The sequence below is a fragment of the Phytobacter diazotrophicus genome, assembly GCF_052061655.1.
Classification (GTDB): domain Bacteria; phylum Pseudomonadota; class Gammaproteobacteria; order Enterobacterales; family Enterobacteriaceae; genus Phytobacter; species Phytobacter diazotrophicus.
This window is the reverse complement of the sequence record NZ_CM125428.1, coordinates 3,891,893-3,915,926: the sequence shown is the minus strand read 5'-3', so window position 1 is coordinate 3,915,926 and position 24,034 is coordinate 3,891,893. Positions and strand designations below refer to the sequence as shown.

At 53.3% G+C, this 24,034-nt stretch carries 20 protein-coding genes; 5 read left to right on the top strand and 15 right to left on the bottom strand.

Annotated elements, in window-relative coordinates:
* Positions 1-44: 44 nt before the first annotated feature.
* A complete protein-coding gene (gene rhlE, locus ACS0RQ_RS19070; RefSeq protein ID WP_039077218.1) occupies positions 45-1,397 on the top strand; it encodes an ATP-dependent RNA helicase RhlE in 1,353 nt (450 codons plus the stop codon).
* Positions 1,398-1,549: 152 nt separating this feature from the next.
* Here the strand turns inward: rhlE and ACS0RQ_RS19065 are convergent, their stop codons facing one another.
* The 5 genes from ACS0RQ_RS19065 to licT all read right to left on the bottom strand — a co-directional run bounded on the left by ACS0RQ_RS19065 (position 1,550) and on the right by licT (position 8,428).
* Complete coding sequence (locus ACS0RQ_RS19065; protein WP_271849881.1) at positions 1,550-2,509, bottom strand: alpha/beta hydrolase; 960 nt, start codon at positions 2,507-2,509, stop codon at positions 1,550-1,552.
* 63 nt (positions 2,510-2,572) lie between these two features.
* Complete coding sequence (locus ACS0RQ_RS19060; RefSeq protein ID WP_271849850.1) at positions 2,573-3,964, bottom strand: glycoside hydrolase family 1 protein; 1,392 nt, start codon at positions 3,962-3,964, stop codon at positions 2,573-2,575.
* 9 nt (positions 3,965-3,973) lie between these two features.
* A complete protein-coding gene (locus tag ACS0RQ_RS19055; RefSeq protein WP_039077215.1) occupies positions 3,974-5,446 on the bottom strand; it encodes a glycoside hydrolase family 1 protein in 1,473 nt (490 codons plus the stop codon).
* 11 nt (positions 5,447-5,457) lie between these two features.
* A complete protein-coding gene (locus ACS0RQ_RS19050) occupies positions 5,458-7,299 on the bottom strand; it encodes a beta-glucoside-specific PTS transporter subunit IIABC (protein WP_271849849.1) in 1,842 nt (613 codons plus the stop codon).
* A gap of 274 nt (positions 7,300-7,573) precedes the next feature.
* Positions 7,574-8,428, bottom strand: a complete 855-nt coding sequence (licT, locus tag ACS0RQ_RS19045) for a BglG family transcription antiterminator LicT (RefSeq protein ID WP_271849848.1) — start codon at positions 8,426-8,428, stop codon at positions 7,574-7,576.
* Positions 8,429-8,848: 420 nt separating this feature from the next.
* Here licT and dinG point away from each other — a divergent pair, with 420 nt between their 5' ends.
* Together dinG and ybiB are read left to right on the top strand one after the other, a co-directional pair.
* Positions 8,849-10,990, top strand: a complete 2,142-nt coding sequence (dinG, locus tag ACS0RQ_RS19040; RefSeq protein ID WP_271849847.1) for an ATP-dependent DNA helicase DinG — start codon at positions 8,849-8,851, stop codon at positions 10,988-10,990.
* 25 nt (positions 10,991-11,015) lie between these two features.
* On the top strand, positions 11,016-11,978 hold the full coding sequence (gene ybiB, locus ACS0RQ_RS19035) for a DNA-binding protein YbiB (RefSeq protein WP_271849846.1): 963 nt from the start codon (positions 11,016-11,018) through the stop codon (positions 11,976-11,978).
* 121 nt (positions 11,979-12,099) lie between these two features.
* Here the strand turns inward: ybiB and ybiJ are convergent, their stop codons facing one another.
* The 3 genes from ybiJ to ACS0RQ_RS19020 all read right to left on the bottom strand — a co-directional run bounded on the left by ybiJ (position 12,100) and on the right by ACS0RQ_RS19020 (position 13,638).
* The gene (gene ybiJ, locus ACS0RQ_RS19030; protein ID WP_039077264.1) at positions 12,100-12,360 is read right to left on the bottom strand and encodes a DUF1471 family protein YbiJ; all 261 of its coding nucleotides are present in this window, start codon (positions 12,358-12,360) and stop codon (positions 12,100-12,102) included.
* A gap of 285 nt (positions 12,361-12,645) precedes the next feature.
* Positions 12,646-12,912, bottom strand: a complete 267-nt coding sequence (locus ACS0RQ_RS19025; RefSeq protein WP_271849845.1) for a DksA/TraR family C4-type zinc finger protein — start codon at positions 12,910-12,912, stop codon at positions 12,646-12,648.
* A 111-nt stretch (positions 12,913-13,023) separates the two neighbouring features.
* Positions 13,024-13,638 (bottom strand): flavin reductase family protein, encoded by a 615-nt coding sequence (locus tag ACS0RQ_RS19020; protein WP_039077209.1) that lies wholly within the window; start codon positions 13,636-13,638, stop codon positions 13,024-13,026.
* Between the two features lie 95 nt (positions 13,639-13,733).
* Here ACS0RQ_RS19020 and rlmF point away from each other — a divergent pair, with 95 nt between their 5' ends.
* Complete coding sequence (gene rlmF, locus ACS0RQ_RS19015; protein ID WP_039077208.1) at positions 13,734-14,696, top strand: 23S rRNA (adenine(1618)-N(6))-methyltransferase RlmF; 963 nt, start codon at positions 13,734-13,736, stop codon at positions 14,694-14,696.
* Here rlmF and ybiO read toward each other — a convergent pair.
* The 6 genes from ybiO to rhtA form a co-directional block, all read right to left on the bottom strand.
* Positions 14,659-16,896: a mechanosensitive channel protein gene (gene ybiO / locus ACS0RQ_RS19010; RefSeq protein WP_271849844.1), complete on the bottom strand. Its 2,238-nt coding sequence runs from the start codon at positions 16,894-16,896 to the stop codon at positions 14,659-14,661. The genes rlmF and ybiO overlap by 38 nt on opposite strands.
* 130 nt (positions 16,897-17,026) lie before the next feature.
* A complete protein-coding gene (gene glnQ, locus ACS0RQ_RS19005; RefSeq protein WP_039077206.1) occupies positions 17,027-17,749 on the bottom strand; it encodes a glutamine ABC transporter ATP-binding protein GlnQ in 723 nt (240 codons plus the stop codon).
* Complete coding sequence (gene glnP / locus ACS0RQ_RS19000) at positions 17,746-18,405, bottom strand: glutamine ABC transporter permease GlnP (protein WP_071195613.1); 660 nt, start codon at positions 18,403-18,405, stop codon at positions 17,746-17,748. The genes glnQ and glnP overlap by 4 nt, the downstream gene beginning before the upstream one ends.
* Before the next feature lie 137 nt (positions 18,406-18,542).
* Positions 18,543-19,286 (bottom strand): glutamine ABC transporter substrate-binding protein GlnH, encoded by a 744-nt coding sequence (gene glnH / locus ACS0RQ_RS18995; protein WP_039077204.1) that lies wholly within the window; start codon positions 19,284-19,286, stop codon positions 18,543-18,545.
* A gap of 374 nt (positions 19,287-19,660) precedes the next feature.
* On the bottom strand, positions 19,661-20,164 hold the full coding sequence (dps, locus tag ACS0RQ_RS18990; protein ID WP_039077203.1) for a DNA starvation/stationary phase protection protein Dps: 504 nt from the start codon (positions 20,162-20,164) through the stop codon (positions 19,661-19,663).
* Between the two features lie 297 nt (positions 20,165-20,461).
* Entirely contained in the window at positions 20,462-21,349 is an 888-nt protein-coding gene (gene rhtA, locus ACS0RQ_RS18985) for a threonine/homoserine exporter RhtA (protein ID WP_071195614.1), read from the bottom strand.
* A gap of 353 nt (positions 21,350-21,702) precedes the next feature.
* Here rhtA and ompX point away from each other — a divergent pair, with 353 nt between their 5' ends.
* The gene (gene ompX / locus ACS0RQ_RS18980) at positions 21,703-22,215 is read left to right on the top strand and encodes an outer membrane protein OmpX (RefSeq protein ID WP_039077201.1); all 513 of its coding nucleotides are present in this window, start codon (positions 21,703-21,705) and stop codon (positions 22,213-22,215) included.
* A 67-nt stretch (positions 22,216-22,282) separates the two neighbouring features.
* Here the strand turns inward: ompX and ACS0RQ_RS18975 are convergent, their stop codons facing one another.
* Complete coding sequence (locus ACS0RQ_RS18975; RefSeq protein ID WP_271849843.1) at positions 22,283-23,866, bottom strand: phosphoethanolamine transferase; 1,584 nt, start codon at positions 23,864-23,866, stop codon at positions 22,283-22,285.
* Positions 23,867-24,034: the final 168 nt, after the last annotated feature.

Sequence of the window (24,034 nt, the reverse complement as noted above, 5' to 3'; positions counted from 1 at the left end):
CTCGAAAACTACACCTGTTATGGTCGGGGCGGTGCGGAGTTGTTATGTCTTTTGATTCCCTTGGCCTGAACCCGGAAATTCTGCGTGCTGTTGACGAGCAGGGCTACCGTGAGCCAACCCCTATTCAGCAACAGGCGATCCCAGCGGTGCTGGAAGGCCGCGACCTGATGGCGAGCGCCCAGACGGGTACTGGCAAAACCGCGGGCTTTACGCTGCCGCTGCTGCAACGTCTGGTACAAAAAGAGCCGCACGCGAAAGGCCGTCGCCCGGTGCGTGCGCTGATCCTGACGCCAACGCGCGAACTTGCCGCGCAAATCGGCGAAAACGTACGTGATTACAGCAAATATCTGAACCTGCGCTCGCTGGTGGTTTTCGGCGGCGTGAGCATTAACCCGCAAATGATGAAGCTGCGTAGTGGTGTCGATATCCTCGTCGCCACGCCGGGTCGTCTGCTGGATCTGGAACACCAGAACGCCGTCAAACTGGACAGCGTGGAGATCCTGGTGCTGGACGAAGCTGACCGCATGCTGGACATGGGCTTTATCCACGATATCCGCCGCGTGCTGGCTAAACTGCCTGCGCGTCGTCAGAATCTGCTGTTTTCCGCGACCTTCTCGGATGACATCAAAGGCCTGGCCGAAAAGCTGCTGCGCAACCCGCTGGAAATCGAAGTGGCGCGCCGCAACACCGCCTCTGAGCAGGTAACGCAGCACGTTCACATGGTCGACAAAAAACGTAAGCGCGAGCTGCTCTCCCAGATGATTGGCGAAGGCAACTGGCAGCAGGTGCTGGTCTTCACCCGCACCAAACACGGTGCGAACCATCTGGCCGAACAACTGAATAAAGACGGTATTCGCAGCGCGGCTATCCACGGTAACAAAAGTCAGGGCGCGCGTACCCGTGCGCTGGCAGACTTTAAATCGGGTGATATCCGCGTACTGGTCGCAACCGACATTGCGGCCCGTGGTCTGGATATCGAAGAGCTGCCGCACGTAGTGAACTACGAGTTGCCGAACGTGCCGGAAGATTATGTACACCGTATTGGTCGTACCGGTCGTGCTGCGGCAACCGGTGAAGCGCTGTCGCTGGTCTGCGTCGATGAACATAAACTGCTGCGTGACATCGAACGCCTGCTGAAAAAAGAGATCCCGCGTATCGCTCTGCCGGGTTACGAGCCCGATCCGTCTATCAAGGCCGAGCCGATTGTGAATGGTCGTCAGAGCCAGGGCCGTGGTGGTCGTGGTCAGGGCGGTGGCGGTGGTCGCGGACAACAGCAGCCACGCCGTAACGACGGTGGCGCGCCGAAAGCGAAAGCGCCACGTACCCAGGAAGGAAGTAAACCGGCGGGTGAGAAACCGCGCCGTCGTCGCCCGCGTAAACCCGCGGCGAGCGCCTGACGCCTGATGTGATTAAGAAGCCCTGCCCGCGTGCAGGGCTTTTTGTTTTTTGGGTTTGAGTAAGGGGTTATATGTTCCCCTCACTCCAGCCCTCTACCTGGAGAGATGAGATGAGATGAGATGAGATGAGGGGAGGGATGAGGGGGAAAAGCTTATACCGCCGTCGGCCTGAATTGTGCAATCCATGCCTGACGTTGTTCCCGCGCCCGCTGGGCCACGCGTGCCTGCGGATCAGAGTTAAAGCCGTGATACGCCCCAGGCCACACATTCATTTCTACCGCCACGCCTGCACGGATTAACGCCTGCGCAAAGCGAAGATTCTCATCAAGAAACAGATCCAGCGTGCCCACGCCGAGCCAGGTGGGTGGCAAAAAAGTCAGGTCCGTTGCTCGTCCCGGCGCAGCATAAGCCGACACCCCTTCCGAGCCCGGCTCGCAGCCCAACAGCGATCGCCAGCCAAAACGGTTATATTCACGCGTCCAGACAAACTCACCGGTCACCGGATTCGGGTTTTCTTCCGTCACCGTACGATCATCGAGCATAGGAAACATCAGGTTCTGAAAGGCAATACGTGGGCCATTGCGATCGCGGGCCAGCAGCGCCAGCGAGGCCGCAAGTCCGGCCCCTGCACTGTCGCCCATCAGCCCAATATGGTCAGAATGGATACCGAGTGCGGTGGCCTGTTCGTTCATCCACACCAGCGCGGCGTAACAATCCTCCAGCGATCCCGGAAAGACCGTTTCGGGTGCCAGACGATAATCGACAGAGACAATCACGCAGTCGTGTTGCAGCGCGGTGGCGCTGGTCAGCGACAGTGACTGCTCCGGGCTACCGAAAAGATGACCGCCGCCGTGAATATGCAAAATGCCCATTCGGTTCTGCCCCGGCGTTGCGGGGGTAATGACACAGACTCTGACGGCAGGATGTGCGGGTGAGGAGATAAGGTGTTCTTCCACCGATAACCCGGTATCCCGGAAATGTTGCACATTAGCCAGCGCTGCCTGCTGGCGTTGTTGGCGAAGGGCAACGAGAGCGTCTTGTGTCAGGGAGAGGGGGCGGCTATCCGCCAGTGCCGGGCGTAATTCAGGATCGACCAAATTCCATGTGTTCATCATGTAGCCTTGTCTGTCTCGGTAATATTTGCAGAGCGGGAAATCTCCCGCTCCGTCATTACCTTACAGTGTTTCGCCGTTGCTGGCGATAACCTGCTTATACCAGTCAAAGCTGCGCTTTTTGCTGCGTTTTAGCGTACCGTTGCCGTCGTTGTCCTTATCGACATAGATAAAACCGTAGCGTTTTTTCATCTCGCCGGTCCCGGCGCTGACAATATCAATCGGTCCCCACCAGGTGTAACCCATGATGTCGCAGCCATCGGCAATGGCCTCGCCCATCTCACGGATATGCTGGCGACCATAATCAATACGCGCGGTATCGTTGATGACACCGTTTTCATCTGGCTCATCCACCCCGCCGTAGCCGTTTTCGACGACAAACAGCGGCTTACGATAGCGGTCCGCCAGTTCATTGCAGACGATACGAAAACCTTTGGCGTCAATCGGCCAGCCCCAGGCGGTTTTTTCGAGATACGGATTGTCCTGACCGACAGTACCGCCGGTGTCGACGCGAAACTCACCGCCTGCCTGATGCAGCACGCTGCGATAATAACTAAAGCCCAGGTAATCGGACGGGTAACGGGCGATAAGCTCGAGATCGCCATCCTCCATGACCAGTTCAATGTTTTGCTCGCGAAACAGGCGTGGTGTCCAGGCCGGATATTCACCCAGCATCATCACATCAGAGTAGAAGAGTGAACGGCGGCGCAACTGCATGGTCGAGAAAATATCTTCCGGGTTGCAGGTGGCCGGGTAGACGGTGCTCAGCGACAGCATGCAACCTATCTTCGCGTCCGGGATAATCTCATGACACAGCTTGTTGGCCAGCGCGTTGGCGACAAACTGATGATGGTTTGCCTGATATAGCTCCTGCGCAGTGGAGTTGGGGTCAACCGCGCCTGTCGCAAAGGGCATCCGGTTCATATTGTTCAGTTCGTTAAAGGTCATCCAGTATTTGACCTTCTCGCGATAACGCCTGAACACCACCTCACAGTAGCGGGTGAAGAAATTCACCAGTTTGCGGTTCTTCCAGCCGCCATACTCCTGATACAGCGCCAGCGGTGTTTCGTAGTGGGAGAGCGTAATCACCGGCTGAATACCGTATTTCAGCAGCTCATCAAACAGGCCATCATAAAATTTCAGCCCGGCCTCGTTAGGCGAGGTTTCATCGCCACGCGGGAAGATGCGTGTCCAGGCGATAGAGGTGCGAAAACAGGTAAAGCCCATCTCAGCGAACAGCGCCACGTCTTCTTTGTAATGGTGATAGAAATCGATGGCTTCATGGCTGGCGTAGTATTTATGCGGATCGATAACCGCATCGTGTTTGCCGGAGGCGATACCGCCGCGTACCACATCGGAGATAGACGGCCCTTTGCCGTCCACATTCCATGCCCCTTCTGCCTGGTTGGCGGCAATGGCACCGCCCCATAAAAAATCGTTCGGGAAAACAGACATATCCACTCCTTAATCCGCCAAATCTTCGCCATTGGAGGCGATCACTTTTTTGTACCAGTGGTAGCTCTTTTTCAGGGAACGCTTCTGGGTGCCGTTACCCATGTCATCCTGATCGACATAGATAAACCCGTAGCGTTTGGAAATTTGCGCGGTGCCCGCGCTCACCACGTCGATTGGCCCCCACCAGGTGTAACCAAACAGATCCACGCCATCGGCCAGCGCCTCGCGCATCTGTTCGATATGCAGACGCAGATACTCAATGCGGTAATCGTCATCGATTGAGCCATCCGGGTTCACCGTGTCCACTGCGCCAAGGCCGTTTTCGGCAATAAACAGCGGCTTCTGATAGCGGTCATATAACTGATTTAGCGCCAGGCGCAGCCCTTTCGGATCAATCTGCCAGCCCCACTGGCTGGTGGGCAGATGCGGGTTACGAACACCGCCGGTGATCAGGTTGCCCTCGGCCCCTTCCAGTTTTTCCGGGTGGGCGCTGACGGTGCTGGACATGTAATAACTGAACGAGACGAAATCCACCGGGTGCTGACGCAGGATCTCATCGTCACCCACCACTTTTTGCAGCGTGACGCCTTTCTCTGCCAGCATACGGTCGGTATAAGCCGGGTAGTAGCCGTGCGCCTGCACATCGCTAAAGAACAGCGACACGCGCTGCATCTCTTCACAGGCCTGCAAATCGTCCGGGTGACAGGTGTGGGGGTAGAGCATCTGGTAGCTGATCATGCAGCCGACTTTCGAGTCGGGAATGATCGCATGGCAGGCTTTAGTCGCCAGGGCGCTGGCGACGAACTGGTGATGCGCCCCCTGGTATTTATCCTGTTCAAGGTGCGGGTTATCCTCTTCAATCACCCCGACGCTGACGTACGGGTGGTGCTTCACGCAGTTAATCTCGTTGAAGGTCATCCAGTACTTCACTTTTTTGCGATAACGGGTAAAGCAGGTCGTGGCGAAACGCACATAGAAATCCACTAACTGACGGTTCGGCCAGCCGCCGTAATCGGTCACCAGCGCCAGCGGCATTTCGTAATGGGAGAGGGAAACAATCGGTTCGATACCGTGAGAGTGCAGGGTGTCAAACACCTCGTCGTAGAACTTAAGCCCGGCTTCGTTAGGCTCGCTTTCGTCACCACGCGGGAAGAGACGCGTCCAGGCAATCGACATGCGGAAGCATTTAAAGCCCATCCCGGCGAAGAGAGCGATATCCTCTTTGAAGTGGTGGTAAAAGTCATTGCCTTTGCGTTTCGGGTAATATTTGGTACTGTTCGGATCCTGCGCTTCACGCACCTGCGCGTGGGTCATTCCCAGCCATTGATCGAGCCAGCGCTCTTTGGGCGTATTGATGTCAAAGGTATAGACATCGGAGACGGACAGCCCCTTGCCATCGACGTTCCACGCCCCTTCGAGCTGGTTTGCCGCCGTCGCGCCACCCCATAAAAACCCTTCCGGAAATGATTTAGAAAATGTCATGCGCTTGCTCCTCATGCCGCTGATGCGGTCAGTGTCAGAAATTCGTCGCGGCTGGCAACATCGCCGTTCGCTTTAACCGGGCTGATATCGCCGTAGCATTCGCTGTTGGTCACTACCAGGATAACGCTCGGATCAATGCCTTCGGCCCGTAAGGCGTCAAGATCAAAGGTGACCAGCAGGTCGCCCACTTCGATAAACTGTCCGGCCTCGATATGGCTGGTGAAGTGCCTGCCGCCGAGTTTGACGGTGTCGATACCGATATGAATCAGGATTTCCGCCCCGGTATCGCTTTGCAGCGCCAGTGCGTGGTGAGTTTCAAAGACCGATGCCACCTTGCCGTTAACAGGGGAACGTAACTCACCGGTGGTGGGATAAATTGCCAGTCCTTTGCCGAAAATCTCGTCGGCAAAGACCGGGTCGCTCAGGGTGTTAAGCGCTTTCAGCTCCCCGCTTACTGGCGCAAACAGCTTCTCTTCTGAGCGGGCGATGGGCATCGGGCTTACGCCTGCGACCACCGGCTGTGCTGCCTCTTCAAACCCCAGAATCACCGTGAGGGTGGCGGCACAGACAAAGGAGATGGCGATACTGACCAGCGCCCACAAAAAGGTTGGGCCCACCAGCGCCGGAAGACCAGGCAGGCCGCTTAAGGCGAAGGCATAGGTTTTCACTCCCATCGCCATGGCGAAAGCACCGCCGCAAGCCCCGCCTGCCAGCGCTGCGGCAAAGGGCCGTTTGTAGCGGATGTTGACCCCGTACATCGCCGGTTCGGTAATCCCCATCATGGCGCTAAAGCTGGTGGTCAGCGCCAGTGATTTGAGCTTTTTATCGCGAGCACGCAAGAAGACGCCGAAGGCGGCACCGGCCTGCCCGAGGTTGGCAATGTAAAAGAGGATCTTGATAGGGTCGAAGCCCATGGTACTGATGTTATTGATCATGATCGGCACGATCACATAGTGCATACCGGTAATGATGATCAGCGACAGCGTGCCGCCGACCACGACGCCTGCCACGATCCCCATATTCTCCACCAGCCAGATAATGCCGCCAGAGAGGGCATTGCCGGTATAAATCCCCACCGGGCCGATGGCGATAAGGGTAATGGGCGTGACAATCAGCAGGCACAGCAGCGGCACAAACATGGTTTTCAGCGGGCCGGGCATAAAGCGGTCAATGAGGCGCTCAACACGACTGAGCAACCACACGGCAAGCAGAATCGGGATCACCGTTGAGGCGTAATTCACTGTGGGAACCGGTAGGCCGATAAAATTCACCGGCGCGCCGGCTTTAAACAATGTCTGGATAGCCGGATGAAAGAGAACGGCGGCAAGTGCGACCGCAACGTAAGGGTTAGCACCGAATTTCTTCGCTGCGCTAAAGGAGAGCGCTAACGGCATGAAGTAAAAAACGCCGTCACTGATTGCCAGCAGGATTTGATAGGTCTGGTTAGTGGTTTCCACCCATTGCATGGCCACCATCAACGCCAGCATACCTTTCAGAATACCGGCCCCGGCAATGGCCGGAATAATCGGCGAAAAAATACCCGACAGGCCTTCCAGTACCACCGAAACCGGGTTACGCCGTTTGGTGGGGCGAGCGGCATTGTCGAGATCGGGGAGCACTGCGAGTAGGGCTTTACACAAGGGTTCGACGTCGTTACCAATAATAAGCTGGAACTGGTCGCCGGAAATATTCACACCCATGACGCCATCAAGGGCTTCGAGGGCGGCGCGGTCAGCCTTGTCGTTATCCTTAAGCAGAAAACGCAGGCGGGTAATGCAGTGAAACAGTGAGAGTACGTTCTCTTTGCCGCCAATCCTGTCGATGATTTGGCAAGCCGTGTCCTGATAATTCATAAAAATTCCTCCAGACTGAAGTCAAAAGCCGACTTCATCCACAATGACCGGCGTTTGCCGGGACCTTGTTTCCTCTGGGGTTTGCCTGATCTTCCCGTCTATTTAGGGGATGAACAGTAACAAGCCTGGATGGAATTTATACGCTTCATCCTTCGGGCTACAGATGCGTTGGCTTTCCTCGTTCACCCCAGTCACTTACCAATGTAATCTCCTGGAGATTTACTGCGTCGCCACCTTCCTGTAGCCCGAATTATTTTGCGTATAACTTAACATTTTAAATTTTCCCTGCGTCGGGCACCGTCCGCTGCACAATATTCTCGATGTGCACCGCAAGGTAGAGCTTTTCCGAGTTGCTCATGGGGTGGTGATAATTCTTGCTGACGAACTCATTCATTGCTTCGACACATTTCAGCGTAGTTTGATAACGGCGCTGGACCAGTTCGAAGAACTCTTCGTCGTCATTATTTAACACCACCCCATCAATCACCCGTTGGGCAAAGAACTTTAGATGAGTAATAAATCGCTGGTAATTCAGACTATGCTCATCAAGCGGGATATTAAAAAAATACTTCACAATGTTTTGTAACTGATAAATAAGCCGTGTAATTTGTGCGGTTTTTCCCATGGTGTCATTGAGCCCGGCATTCACAATATGCAGAGCGATACTACACGCCTCGCTGTCGGGTAATAATGTTCCGGTGCGGGCGACAACCATCCCCAGCGCCTGGCGGCCAATGGCGTATTCCGCGGTGTAGAAATGGCGAACTTCCCACTCCAGCGGATTGGGTAAAACTTCATTGTTTTGTTGGCGTTGCAGCGCAAAATGCAGGTGGTCTGCGAGGGTCACATAGAGCCCATCGCTGAGCTTGTGCGTCAGCACGCTGCGGGCGTGAGTGATGATATCGGCGGTTAACTGCAAAATATCCACAGGCACTTCGCTGACCAGGTCTTTAAAACGAGCAGAAATTTGCGAATCTTCCAGACGGAATATTTTATCGATGGCGTCACGGTCGATGCTGGCACCGTTGTGGGTATTAAACCCCAGCCCCCGGCCGGTTAAAATAACCTCCAGACCATCCTCATCCACTGCGCTGACAACATTATTATTTAATATTTGTTTGACCAGCATCGCCAACTCCTGAAAACAAAAACGGGCAAGACATAAATACAGATATGGGCGGATTAGCCCCTCAGTCTGCATTTAGGTTTTGCCCGATAGTCGGTAACAAGCGTAATGCAGTTAAAACCTAGCACCGCGAAAAAAATTATTCAATGTGACAAAAGGCGTTGCGTAAATTCGTATGCCAAATTGTGATCCGGTCTGCGAAAACGGGCGCGGCGACGGAAAATGTCTGTCAGGTCGCAACCCGGAACCCTTAGCCGGCTCAACCAGGTGATTGCGAAGAACGGTTTTATCCGGGGGAGGCCGGGTGGCGGTTTGCCGAGAGTCATTTTTGCGAGCGGCTTTCCGTAATACGAAAAAGCGTTACCCCTGAAACGTGAAAAATGCCACAATAGTGGCTGTTTATACAGTGTTTCAGGTTTATCGATGGCCCTCACCGCCGCGCTAAAAGCGCAAATTGCCGCCTGGTATAAGGCGTTGCAGCAACAGATTCCGGACTTTATTCCTCGTGCTCCGCAGCGGCAGATGATCGCCGATGTGGCGAAAACGCTCGCCGGGGAAGAGGGGCGGCATCTGGCCATTGAAGCGCCGACAGGTGTCGGTAAAACTCTGTCGTACCTCATTCCCGGCATTGCCATCGCCCGTGAAGAACAAAAAACGCTGGTGGTCAGTACCGCCAATGTCGCCTTGCAGGATCAGATCTACAGCAAAGATTTACCGCTGCTGCGCAAAATTATCCCCGATTTGCGCTTTACCGCTGCCTTTGGGCGTGGGCGCTATGTCTGCCCGCGTAACCTGACCGCGCTGGCGAGCTCCGAGCCTTCGCAGCAAGATCTGCTGGCCTTTCTGGATGACGAATTAACCCCTAATAATCAGGAAGAGCAGAAACGCTGCGCGAAGCTGAAAGCCGATCTCGACAGCTACAAGTGGGACGGCTTACGCGATCATACGGATCAGGCTATCGAAGACGATCTCTGGCGGCGGCTCAGCACCGACAAAGCCAGTTGTCTCAATCGTAATTGTCACTACTATCGTGAATGCCCGTTTTTTGTCGCCCGGCGTGAGATCCAGGAAGCCGAAGTGGTGGTGGCTAACCACGCGCTGGTGATGGCGGCGATGGAAAGCGAGGCGGTGTTGCCGGAGCCGAAAAACCTGCTGCTGGTGCTGGATGAAGGCCATCATCTGCCGGATGTAGCGCGTGATGCGCTGGAGATGAGTGCCGAGATCACTGCCCCCTGGTTTCGCCTGCAACTTGACCTTTTCTGCAAGCTGGTTGCGACCTGCCTTGAGCAATTTCGCCCGAAAACCACGCCGCCGTTGGCGACGCCCGAGCGCCTGAATGCCCACTGCGAAGAACTCTACGAACTGATTGCTTCGCTTAACAACATCCTCAATTTATATATGCCCGCCGCCCAGGAGGCCGAACACCGGTTTGCGATGGGGGAGTTACCCGACGAGGTGATGGCTATTTGTCAGCGGCTGGCCAAACTCACCGATATGCTGCGCGGCCTGGCAGAACTGTTTCTCAACGACCTGAGCGAGAAAACCGGTAGTCATGACATTGTGCGTCTGCACCGGGTTCTGTTGCAGATGAACCGGGCGCTGGGAATGTTTGAGGCGCAAAGCAAATTATGGCGGCTGGCAGCAATGGCGCAGGCCTCTGGCGCGCCGGTCACGAAATGGGCAACCCGTGAAGTGCGCGACGGGCAACTGCATATGTATTTCCACTGTGTTGGCATTCGCGTCAGCGATCAGCTGGAAAAACTGCTCTGGCGCAGCGTGCCGCATATTGTTGTGACCTCTGCGACCCTGCGCTCGTTGAACAGTTTTTCGCGCCTGCAGGAGATGAGCGGGCTGAAAGAGAAAGCAGGCGACCGCTTCGTGAGCCTGGATTCGCCGTTCAATCATGTTGAACAGGGCAAAATCGTCATTCCACAAATGCGCTATGCCCCGCTGGTTGAGAACGAGGCGGAGCATCTCGCCGAGATGGCAGCTTATTTTCGCGAACAGGTAGAGAGCAACGCTCACCGGGGAATGCTGGTTTTGTTCGCCAGTCAGCGGGCGATGCAGCTCTTTTTGACGTTTGTGACCGATCTGCGCCTGTTGCTGCTGGTGCAGGGCGATCAGCCGCGCTATCGTCTGGTGGAACTGCACCGTAAACGTATCGACGGCGGCGAGCGCAGCGTGCTGGTGGGGCTGCAGTCCTTCGCCGAAGGGCTTGATTTAAAAGGTGACTACCTGACCCAGGTGCATATCCATAAAATTGCCTTCCCGCCTATCGACAGCCCGGTGGTGATTACCGAAGGCGAATGGCTTAAAAGCCTCAATCGATACCCTTTCGAGGTGCAAAGTCTCCCCAGCGCCTCCTTTACGCTGATTCAGCAGGTGGGGCGTTTAATACGTAGCCACAGTTGTCACGGTGAAGTGGTGATTTATGACAATCGCCTGCTCAGTAAAAGCTACGGCAAACGTCTGCTGGACGCGCTGCCGGTTTTTCCTATTTCCCAACCAGATGTACCAGACGTTATAGTGAAGAAACCGAAACAAAGCCGCCGTAAGCGCCGCTGACATTGTGAGCCTGTAAGGAGTTTTGATGGATTACCGCAAAATCATTAAAGAGATTGGCCGGGGGAAAAATCATGCCCGCGATCTGGATTTTGATACCGCCCGGGGGCTTTACACCCGGATGCTGGAGGGTGATGTACCCGATCTGGAATTAGGGGGGATCCTGATAGCTCTGCGTATTAAAGGTGAAGGCGAAGCGGAAATGCTCGGTTTTTACGAGGCAATGCAGCAACGTACGATGCGTCTTACGCCGCCGGTCGCGAAACCGATGCCGATTGTGATCCCAAGCTACAACGGTGCGCGTAAACAGGCAAACCTGACGCCACTGCTGGCTATTTTATTGCACAAACTGGGTTTCCCGGTAGTGGTCCACGGTGTCAGCGAGGATCCGACGCGGGTAGTCAGCGAAACCATTTTCGCGCTGCTGGGTATTGAGGCGACGCACCATGCGGGTCAGGCCCAGGCACGGCTCGATGGACATCAGCCGGTGTACATTCCGGTGAGCGCGCTGTGCCCGCCGCTGGAAAAACAGTTAGCGCTGCGCTGGATAATGGGCGTGCGTAACAGCGCTCATACGCTGGCGAAACTGGCCACACCGTTTGAGAAAGACGCCGCGCTGCGCCTCTCCAGCGTGTCGCATCCCGAATATGTCCCGCGTGTGGGGAAATTCTTTAGCGATATCGGTGGGCGAGGTTTGCTAATGCACGGAACGGAAGGGGAGGTTTACGCCAATCCACAACGCTGCCCGCAAATCAATCTGATTGATGCGCAGGGGAGCCGCGTTATCTATGAACGTCAGAATGAACTGGCGGATGTCGTTCTGCCTGCGGCTAAAGATGCCGAAACCACGGCTAAATGGATTGAACGCTGCCTGGCCGGAAGTGAGCCTGTTCCTCAGTCGTTAAAAATTGAGATGGCGTGCTGCCTGGTGGCAACCGGCGAGTCAGAGACGCTTGAGAGCGCATTAGCGCGTATCGACGCGAGTTTTTAAGCGTGGTTCAAACGAAAAAAAGCCCGTCTCATCACTGGACGGGCCAAAAAGGGTAACAACAACAGGGTCAATGAGGGTTGGACAGTGTCCGTCGGAGGGTCGCCGACGGGGTAAAACATTCTTATTTGTAGATAACCGCAGTACCGCTCATTTTATTATTGCTGTTTGCGGACGTGATGCTGTAACCCGTTGCGCCAGCGGCGGCTGCTTTCTCAGCCAGTTGTGCTTCAAGGCCGTCCAGCGTGGTCGCGCCGTCAGCAGATACTACACCGACTTTATTCATGCTCTGTGCCTGAGACGGGCTGATGGCCTGTGCAGCGAAAGCACCGAAAGAAAGGGTTGAAAGAGCGATAGCGGCTACAGCATATTTGATGGTTTTCATGGTCATAATCTCGCAGGTTATTCTGTTAAGGAGACGTTGTTCCGTCGATGTGATAAGTATCACGGTTTTTTGCGAGAGAGAAAATCTAAGAGAATTGACGACCTTGTTCTAAAAAATTGAACAATCATCAAGTCAATGAAATTATTGTGATTTATTGATGTGAATTATGTGTTTTGCCGTTTCGGCAGCCGGGAGATGTTTTTCTGGCACAGAATGCTACTTTATCTGCGGAATTTTGTGCGCAAGAAAGCAACCGCTTGCGCTAATGAGACAGGTAAAGAACAGTCAACGAAGCTGGCTATCCTTCGATCCTCTGCGATTATATCCTGCATGTGTAGAGTTATGTAAATCTTTCTGTTGCTGGCATTGCAGGCAGAAACGAACGCCGGGAATCGCTTTGCGACGCGCTTCCGGAATCGGTTCGCCGCACTCTGCACACTCTGTAAGACTTTCTCCTTTCGGCAAGTCGTGACGCGCACGCGCCACCGCATCTTCAATGGTGCTGTCTATTTGATCCTGTACCGCCCCGTCATTTGCCCAACCGGATGCCATTGTGTTTTCTCCTCAGTGAGTAAGGACATATCAGTATAATATTTGCGCAAATATTCGCCATTTCAATGTGTGGGTGAACGAAACAGTGTCCACCTGACATATATTTATATCTTAGCGATCATCCGGACGACGCATATCAAAACGCTGCGCGTCGGTAACGGTGTAATAGGCCGTCGGGCCACCCGCACGCAGGATCGGCTGCGCTTTGGCCGTCTGGTAGATGCCATTTTCAAGCAGGGATTCATCAATATGAATGGCAACCGCCTCACCCAGTACCAGCCAGCTATCCAGCGCCTCACCGTTTGCTTTGGTCAGTTGAATGCACTGAGACAGGCGGCACTCAAAATGCACTGGGCTTTCTGCGACACGCGGCGCTTTAATAATGCGGCTGGCAAGCGGGGTCAGGCCGCTAAAGGCGAACTCATCTTCCCCATGCGGGAGTGAGGCGGATGTCTCGTTCATTCGCTCCGCCAGCGCACGGGTCGTCAGATTCCAGACGAACTCTTTGGTCTCACAAATATTGCGTACGCTGTCTTTCCAGCCGCTGCTGGCAAAGCCGATAATAGGCGGGCGGTAATTGAAACAGTTAAAGAAGCTGTACGGGGCGAGATTCTGTCGCCCTTCGCCATCGAGCGAGGAGATCCAGCCGATAGGCCGTGGGCCGATAATCGCATTGAGCGGGTCGTGGGGCAGGCCATGGCCTTGAGACGGTTCGTAAAAATACATTGCGAGTCCCTTTGGGAAGCGAGTTTCTTTAGCCTCACTTATTTACCCTGCCGCCGTCAACGGGTATCTTACGCCGCTGCCAACAGGAGAAAGACATGAAAGCCCAGAAGCCGGGATTGCACCCGCGTAACCGTCACAATAGCCGCTACGATCTTGACGCCCTTTGCGCCACGATGCCCCCATTGCGTGAATTTATGATTACCAGTCCGGCGGGCGAACCGACGGTTAATTTTGCCGATCCCCTGGCCGTGAAAGCGCTGAATAAAGCGCTGCTGGCGCACTTTTATGGCGTAAAAGAGTGGGATATTCCGCCGGGCTTTCTTTGCCCACCCGTTCCAGGTCGCGCCGACTATATTCACCATCTTGCCGATTTGCTCGCCCAGGACACGGGCGGGGCTGTTCCGTCGCAGGCCAGCGTGCTGGATATCGGCACCGGGGCAAACTGTATCTATCCGCTGATTGGCGCCCATGAATATGGCTGGCGCTTCACCGGCAGCGAAGTCGACAATGCCGCATTCGCCAGCGCGCAGGCAATTATCAATGCCAATCCAGGCCTGAGCCGTTCAGTGCGTTTACGTCGACAAAAAGATCCGGCGGCGATCCTGGCGGGCATCATCCATAAAAATGAGCAGTATGATGCCACGCTCTGTAACCCACCTTTTCATGACAGCGCGCAGGCTGCGCAGGCGGGCAGTGAGCGTAAACGCCGCAATCTTGGGCTTGATAATGACGCGGCGCTCAACTTCGGCGGCCAGCAACAGGAGCTGTGGTGCGAAGGCGGGGAAGTGGCGTTTATCAGCAAGATGATTGATGAGAGCAAACAGTTCGCGCGGCAGGTTCTTTGGTTTACCTCGCTGGTTTCTCGTGGTGATAATTTACCGCCGCTATATCGCGCGCTAACCCAGGCCGGTGCCGTTAACGTGGTGAAAAAAGAGATGTCACAAGGGCAGAAGCAGAGCCGCTTTATCGCCTGGACATTTCAGGATGAGGCCCAGCGCAAGCGCTGGGCGCAAACCCGCTTTAAGGCGCAGGTTCAACAGGCGGCTGCGGCGCGTTAACCGCTTGTGGCGCAGGGATACTGCCCGGCATGGGCAGTATCTGGTAAGTTTGTACCGGCGCGCGAACATCGGCTAAATCGAAGTGTTTTTTCACCATGCTGTCCAGCGCAAAGCGCACTGTCCACTGTTTGAGCGGTAGCGTGGTGCATGTCACCCTCAGCGTAAACGCGGTATTGGTCAGTCCGACCAGCCCGGCAAATGTAGGTTCGCCAATAATCAGCCCGCGAATATCCTCCATCTCCATCAACTCCGCGACCGCATCTTTCAACGCCTGATTCGCTTTTTCCGTGTTTTCGTGGCGATCCACATCATAGTTGGCGACAACCGAACCGATCCCGCGCACGAAGTTGGCAAAAGTGGTTATCGATGACCACGGAATAATATGGTACGCCCCGGTATCCTGGCGTACGCCAACTGAACGAATCGACATCCGTTCAACCGTACCGGTGAGCGGGCCAATGGTCACGAGATCTCCAGTGTTCATCCCATTTTCAAACTGAATAAAGATGCCGGTAATAATATCTTTCACCAGGGTTTGCGAACCGAAAGAGATCGCCAGACCCAGAGCCCCGGCACCCGCCAGCAGCGGCGCGATATTAACGCCTATCTCTGAGAGCACAATCATCACCGTGATGGTGCTGATCACCACGGCCAGCGCGTTACGGAAGAGGGTTAACAGCGTACGGGTACGCGCGCTGGGAAGCGGCCTGCCGTGAATATCGGAGGCTAGGCGGTTTTCGATAATGCTTGCCAGCACCGTCCAGCCCACGGCAGAGAAAAACAGAATCAGGGCAATGCGAATAATAATATCAACCGCTTTTTCGCCTGCGCCATAGGTCAGCCAGTACCAGAAATCGAACAGGCCCCAGGCGTTGAGCAACAGCAGTACGGTAGCGCAAACAATGAGGATACGTGCCGCTTTCATCGACGCAGAAAGCCAGCCGTTAAGCCGCTTTTGCAGTTCCGGGTAGTTACGCTGCACCTGCGGTGACAGGGTGATGGTCTTATTAATCCAGCGCGACAGCATGCCGGAAAGAAACGCCGCGATGCTTAAAATCGCCACACTGTGCAATGACGCTCCCATCATAAATTTCAGGCTGTTGCCGGGATCAAAGAGTGAGAAGAAGAACAGTACGATGAAGTAAGCGCTGGCGAGCCAGTGCCAGATAAGCGCAAAAGCGCGAATAAACAGGCTAAAGAAGGCGAGTGAATGATCCGCCAGATGGATCAGGTTATGCTGGATGATGCGCTTATTGCGAAAGATCAGATACAGCGCCCAGACGGTAATACAGAGCATGATGGTCACGTTAGCCAGCGCGCCTACCTGCACATTCACCTGATTGGAGATAATTGGGACGGCAACAAGCAAGCCGTAGCCGATGAGGCTGCTCAGCGCACTGAGTCGCAGATGCCAGTAGCGGGCAGTGTCGTCCTCGATACGAAATGGGCGCAGCTCCGGAATGCGTGGACTGAAGATAAGCCTCAGGATGGCTTTAAAGAATTCAATCAGAGCAAAAGCATTTAAAAACAGGCTTTGCTGAAAAGCGATGGTCCGGTTTCCGTTATTCAGATTGGCGCTAAGTATCTGACCGACAAATAGCGTTAGCGCCAGCAAAAGCAGGTCAACGATAAACGCCCCGATAATCATCGCCGGGAGTTGTAACCAGTTATTGCGCTCACGGTTTTTATTACGCCCCCAGTAGCCCATTTTGCGGTACAACGGCATCACGGCAAGGCGCACCAGAAGCCAAAAGGCGAACACCAGCAGGGCGAGCAGTAAAAAATGTCCGGCGGCACTGGTAAAGGTTTCCGGGTTAAACGCCTTATGCGGAGAGCCGGTAATGTTGCGATAGAGTTGAGCAAACCGCGAGGCGAACTCCTCACCATAGTGGCTGCTGACTTCAGTAACGTTCTCAAGTACCGTTTTTTGCTCAACGATTTGTGGTGGCGTAATGACGGGAACGGGTTCCTGTGGCGGTGTCGCTGCGACTTTGCGCAGTTGGTCAATCAGCTCCTGGCGTGATTGCTGGTTATCCAGCACATCGGCCAGCGCGGCATAGGCGGCTTTTTTCTGCTCAATATCGGGGGTTGGGGTTTCGGCGGTGGGCTGTGTGCTCGTGGCCCCGGTTGTGACGCCGGGAATACCAGCCGCCTGAGCGGGCAGCCAAATAAGACTGATGAGTAACAGGATCCACGGCATGGGTGCCTCCGGCGAGAAAGTCCAGCAAAATGATAAGTATAGATGCCGGGAAATGCGTCGAAGGAAATGAGATAAATCCGGGGATAAGGGGAGATAACCCTCTTCCCGACGGGAAGAGGGTAGAGATAACTCAGGAGACGTGCTGCAAGAATTCCTGCAAGCGCGGGCTTGGCGGGTTCTCGATAAGTGTCTGTGGATTGCCGTCTTCGGCAATGCGACCTTTATCAATGAAGATCAGACGAGAGGCCACTTTTTCGGCAAAACCGATTTCGTGCGTCACGATAACCATCGTCATCCCTTCTTCGGCCAGATCCTGCATGACTTTCAGCACCTCATGGCGCAGCTCCGGGTCAAGTGCGGAGGTCGGTTCATCAAACAGCATCATCTTCGGTTTTACCGCCAGCGCGCGGGCGATAGCCACACGTTGCTGTTGGCCGCCGGACAACTCAGACGGATAGTGATGCGCACGCTCGGCAAGGCCGACTTTCGCCAGCAGCTCTTTTGCCAGTTTCTCGGCTTCGTCTTTTTTCGCACCGCGCACGCGCAGCGGACCAAACATAACGTTTTCCAGCGCGGTCAGGTGTGGGAACAGATAAAACTGCTGAAACACCATCCCGGCTTCCTGACGGATCAGACGCTCGTCAACTTTGGGATCGTTCACTTTCAGGCCATCAACAATCAACTCACCGCTGGTGATCTCTTCGAGCTTGTTGATGCAGCGCAGCAGGGTAGATTTACCTGAGCCCGACGGCCCGATAATCACCACCACTTCGCCCTGGGTAATGTTCAGGTCGATGTTATGCAGCACCTGGGTTTGACCAAAGTGCTTGGAGACATTTTTAAATTCAATCACAGGATTTTCATCCTTCTTTCAAGACGACGCAAAATAAAGCTCAGCACCAGGGTGATGATCAGATAAACAACCGCAACGGCACTCCAGATTTCCAGGGCGCGGAAGTTGCCGGCGATGATCTCCTGGCCCTGACGGGTCAGCTCGGCGACGCCGATAACAATAAACAGAGAAGTGTCTTTAATGCTGATGATCCACTGGTTACCCAGCGGTGGCAGCATACGACGCAGCGCCAGTGGCAGGATAACGTGGCGGATGGTTTCACCCTTAGACAGCCCCAGCGCCAGGCCTGCTTCACGAAAACCTTTATGAATAGACAGTACCGCACCGCGGGTGATTTCCGCGATATACGCGCCCGAGTTAATCATGATGGTGATAACAGCGGCGCTAAAGGGGTCGATACGCAAATCGTTGAATGCCATGGGCAGGGCGAAGTAGATAAACATCACCTGAACAACAATCGGGGTACCGCGAATAATCTCAATAAAAACGAGTGCGATGTGGTTGGCGATCCAGCCGCCAAAGGTGCGTGCGAAACCTGCCGCCAGTCCAATAATCAAGCCGCCAACTAAGCCGAGGACCGAGATCCAAAGCGTCATTTTTGCGCCTTCAATCAGAAGCGGAATGGCAGGCCAAATGGCACTCCAGTCAAACTGCATGATGAATTCCTGTAAACCGTGGTGGAAATATACAAACACCCATAGTGCCGGTTTCCCGGCCTACGGGTGATAAGTCTGCTTACGTAGGCCCGGTAAGCTTAGCGCTGCCGGGCAACACTACCGCACAGAACAAAATATTATTTAGGCTCGGTACCGAACCATTTTTTATAGATTTCGTTGTAAGTACCGTTATCGCGCAGCGTTTTCAGCGCGCCGTTCACTTTTTCACGCAGTTCGTCGCTACCTTTCGGGAACGCGATACCGTACTGCTGTGCTTCCAGTGAATCACCTACCGCTTTGAACTGACCGTTACCTGCGGTTTTGATGAAATAGAGAATGTTCGGGGTATCGTGCAGGACCGCATCAGCACGGTTGGTGCCCAGTTCCATGTATGCGTTGTCGATGTTCGGGAACTGACGCAGGTCTTTGGTTTTGATATTCGCTTTCGCGTAATCAACAGAACCGGTACCGCTCTTCACGGCAACCACTTTACCGTCGAGATCTTTTACGCTTTTTACGTCGTTGTTATTGGCTTTAACCATCACCATCAGGCCGCTTTTGTAGTAGCCATCAGAGAACTCAACCGCTTTCTTACGTTCTTCTGTGATGGTGATACCGGCCAGCGCCAGGTCAACGTTTTTAGTTTGCAGAGCCGGGATGATGCCGCTGAAATCCATCGGCTTTAACTCGTAATCCAGTTTCAGTTCTTTCGCGATAGCGGCCCACAGATCAACGTCGAAACCAACGTATTTGTCACCCTGCTTGAATTCGAAAGGAACGAATGCGGTGTCGGTTGCGACAACCAGTTTGTTTGCAGCCTGGGAAGAAACAGCAAACGCGAGAGCGAGTGTAGCCAGGGAAAGTTTGAATACAGACTTCATAGTTTTTCCTTTTATATCCACGGGGCGATCCCCTGCGAGAACGTACGCAGTATGAAAAAATCATGCCAGGTTTACAACCTGTTGTTTTGTAAAGAGGCGATCTTCTGAATCTGTGCCCTGAACGAAGCGCAAGTGATATTATGCACCATTTTGGGGCTTCATATTGGTGCGTATTAACGTCTGCACAGAAAACACGATTATTTAGCGCAGGAATGCACCATTTAACAATCTTTTCTTAACAATTTTGTGAAGTGATGATAACAGTCTGATGGTCTTTCGGGTGGGGAAGAACAAAATGATGCACCATAAAAGTGCAAACCCCTTTGCCGGGGCGGCAAAGGGGTCATCTGAAGTATTTATATTAGCGACAGAGCTTATTCGATGTTGGATTCGATAAACCACAGGAATTTATCCAGGTCGCGTGAAGCAGCGGTAAAGATATCTGCGGTATCTTCATCTTTTGCTTCGCTGATGGCTTTGCGTACATCGTTCGCGACGATAGCATAACGGTCAGCCAGTTCTTTCAGGTGATCCTGGACACTGTGAATGTCCAGCGGGTAACTTTTCAGTGCCGTTTTACTGTTGATGACCTGCGTTGTGCCCAGTGCGACACCACCTAACTGCACGGCACGCTCTGCCATGGTATCAAGGTGATCAACAAGGGCAGTACGGAAGCCGTCGAGCATTTCATGGACGGCGATGAAGTTAGCACCGCGCATATTCCAGTGGGCCTGTTTTGTGATCAGTGACAGGTCAATGAACTGGATCACCTGGCGATTAAGCAACTCGATAGTCGCTTTTTTATCGCTGTCTGATACATCGTTACGGGTATAAAGCAGATTAGACGCTTTCGTTTTAACCAGTTTAGCGGTACTCATAATCTCATATCCTCTTGATGTTTGTGTCCCAGGTAATTATCGAAACTAAGTATAGCACCAGATTTTTGATTGCTGTTTTGGATATACCTATCGGTTCAATAGCAGCGATAAACATACATCTATACTGGAGAGTAATAATTATTATTTCGCCATTCGCGATGCGTATAAATAATCGGAAACGTGGGTTTGGGATGTAAGAATATATATTGAAGTGTGACAATTTATCGCAATGAAACAGGTTTTATTGACATGAATGCTTATTCAGCATGATACGATAACCATGCTGAATAATAATTATTATCCTATCTCCACCTTCTCGACTTTGACTTCTCTGCGTAGCGTCATGGTTGAGCCTATTGAGGCAATCACAATGCACATCAGCGCGGCAACCTGTTGAAGGGAAAGCGTTTCGCTCAAGAAGATCATGCCTGATACTGCCGCCAGGGCGGGTTCCATGCTCATCAGTGTCCCAAAGGTGCGCGTCGGTAACCGGGTGAGGGCAATCATTTCCAGCGAATAAGGCAGTGCGGTCGATAATATTGCGACCGCTATTCCCAGCGGTAGCACAGACCATTGCCATAATAGAGCGCCGGACTGGAAAGTGCCTAAAGGTACAAAAACCAGCGCGGCTATTAATGAACCCAGTGCAACGGTTGCCGGACCATGTTCTTCCCCGGCCTTATGACCAGAAATAATATATACAGCCCAGCATGCGCCTGCGCCGAGCGCATATGCCGCGCCGGTTAAATCGACATGGGAAACATTGTCACCAAGCGGTAATAAATACCACAGACCGAGCACCGCCAGAATGACCCACAGAAAATCAATGGGGCGACGGGAGCCAAAAAGGGCAACGGACAGGGGGCCGACGAACTCCAGCGCAACCGCAATACCTAGAGGTATAGTCTGAATAGAGAGATAAAACATGTAGTTCATCGCCCCCAGCGATAAACCATAGGCCAGAAGGGGGAGGCGCTGTTCGCGGGTAAAACGCAGACGCCAGGGTTTAAAGATAACCACCAGAATCAGCGTACCCAGTGCCAGACGGAGCGCGGTCATTCCCGGTGCGCCCACTATCGGAAATAGCGATTTTGCCAGTGATGCGCCCCCCTGTATCGAACACATCGCAATGAGCAACACCACCACAGATAACCAAACCGGTATCTTACGAGACGACCCAGGCATCCTTTCTCCTGTCAAATTATGTCAATCAAGGTAAAACCTGCAGTCTACTTGAAATAGCCCCGGCTGGTTGAGACTTTGTTGAAAAACAGCGGCTAAAAATACGTAAAATAGATGACAGTTGATGGTTAATTAACCTGTCCGATTAGGAATAATCTGGATGAACATGCCGGGTAACACGCTTCATAATGGCATGTCCTGCGGAAAAATGACCGTTTAATGAAAGAGTTAGTAAGCTTATGAAATGTTCTGTTACATGAAATGGGCCATTAGACATCGTTTATCCCAAAGAGTTTCTTAACAATTTTTGATATATTTAAAACTTAGGATTTACTTGAAGCACATTTGAGGTGGTTATGAAAAAAATTGCATGTCTTTCAGCACTGGCCGCTGTTCTGGCGGTATCCGCAGGTTCCGCTTTTGCAGCTACTTCCACTGTTACCGGTGGTTACGCACAGAGCGACGCTCAGGGTGTAGCGAACAAAGCAAACGGCTTCAACCTGAAATACCGCTACGAGCAGGACAACAACCCGCTGGGTGTTATTGGCTCCTTCACGTACACTGAAAAAGATCGCACTGAAGATGGCGTCTATAACAAAGGCCAGTACTACGGTATCACTGCAGGTCCGGCTTACCGTCTGAACGACTGGGCAAGCATCTACGGTGTTGTGGGTGTTGGCTACGGTAAATTCCAGCAGACCGTTGACACTGCTAAAACTTCCGATACCAGCGACTACGGTTTCTCCTACGGCGCGGGTCTGCAGTTCAACCCGATGGAAAACGTTGCACTGGACTTCTCCTACGAGCAGTCTCGCATTCGTAGCGTTGACGTAGGCACCTGGATCGCAGGCGTCGGCTACCGTTTCTAATTCGGCAGGCAATAAAAAATCCGCCTCAAGGGGCGGATTTTTTTTTGCCTGCTATTCAGTAAATCGATTAACGGCGCGTATCGAAAACATCGGTCGCCAGGCGGTCGTAGTCAATTTTCTGTAACTTAAAGTTGGTAATGTAGACTGGCCCGGCTTTTTTCTCAGACATGAACGGGTAAGAATTTTTAATCTCTTGTGTGGTAATCCCCGTCCACTGCGAGAAGAAGCTCAGGAAATCGTTCGCGGAACGGCGCGCTTTAATCTCCCGATGCTTTGTGTCATCGCTCGACAGCACCATAAACGGCACCTGGAAGTTTTGTTTAAACAGGTCGTCATGCGCCAGATATTGCACATCCGTCCCACGCTCTCTGAATGTCAGCCCATGGTCAGAAAAGTAGACCATTGAGAAACTGTCATTCGTGGCGACCAGTTGGGAGTAGAGTTTACCCAGCAGTTCATCTGTTGCGGTGATGGAATAGAGGTAGCAAGAGGTCTCTTTTGACTGGACGAACTCGCTGTATTTACCGCCGGAGCGCTCGCAGGTTGAAGGGTGTGAGCCCATCAGATGCAGCACAATTAACTGCGGCTGGTTGCGTTTGGTGGCCAGTACCTGATTAGTCAGCTTAAGCAGATCGTCATCACGGGTGTTTTTATCCGCTTCGAAATCACCGCTTTTCAGGAACTGCACTTCATCCGCGCGTTTTGCGATACTGGCAATGGCGGTGTCATACTCGCCAATTTGCCCCTGATTGGAGAACCACCAGGTCTGGAAGCCTGCACGGTTTGCGAGGGTGACAAAGTTATCCTGATACTGCGGCTTATCATCGACCACTCGGTTGAGCGTCAGGCCCAGTGATTTCTGTGTCGAGCCACTGGCAGAGATGTAATCCATAAAGAAAGTGCCATTGGCCTGGCTTTCGAACGGCGTGTTGTTCCAGTGGCCGCCAAAAGCGCCAGCCGCGTCACGGCGAACACTCTCGCCAATCACCACCACATAGGTGTGATACTTTGGTTTGACGCCAAGGACAGTCCAGGTGTCCTTCATGCTGGCGAGCTGCGCCATGTTTTCCTGCTCTTTCACCACTTCGTAGTTGTTCACTGCCACATCGCGCACGAAGCGCAGCACCGGAACGCCGGTATCGATGAGTCTGAACTCAAAGCCGCGGAAGTGGTTTTGTACCGGGCCAATAAAATAGGACGCAACGCAAAATACCACGCCGAGCGTATCCCATTTCAGCCACGGGGTTGACGGCTGCGTTACCCGGCGACGCATTGACACAATACCCATCGCAAAGATAAACGCGCCGATAGCGTAGTGGTGCCACGGGAAAATAGTCAGAATTTCCGTCGACTCTTCCATATTGGTCGAGTGCAGGGCCAGCAGGGTATTAAAGTTCGGTGCGCCATAGGCCTGGCCAAACGGGAAATAGCTGGCGGCGACAAGCGAGGTAATACCGATGACAATTTTTTGCGCCCGGGGCGCATGTCGCCATAGCACGCACAGAGCACAGGTAAAGACCACGGCGTACAAAACACTAAATTCATAACCAAGAGCAAAATTAATCAACATTGACTGGAGAAAGTAGAAACCTGTCCACGGATTGATCGTCTGGCTGCGGAAGGCAACGGATTCTTTAAGGATTATGCTCATAGATTACTTCACGAAAACGCCATGTGCTCACCCTGGCGAAAGGGTCAAAACCTGCCGGACAGTGCGTGGAGAGGGGAAGAGGTCCGCTTCTGCGAGCCGCAATTTGTGCAGGGCTGCGCAAAGATAAAGTTAGCCGTGCTGAAGGTCAACACCTGCTACCGTCTCGTT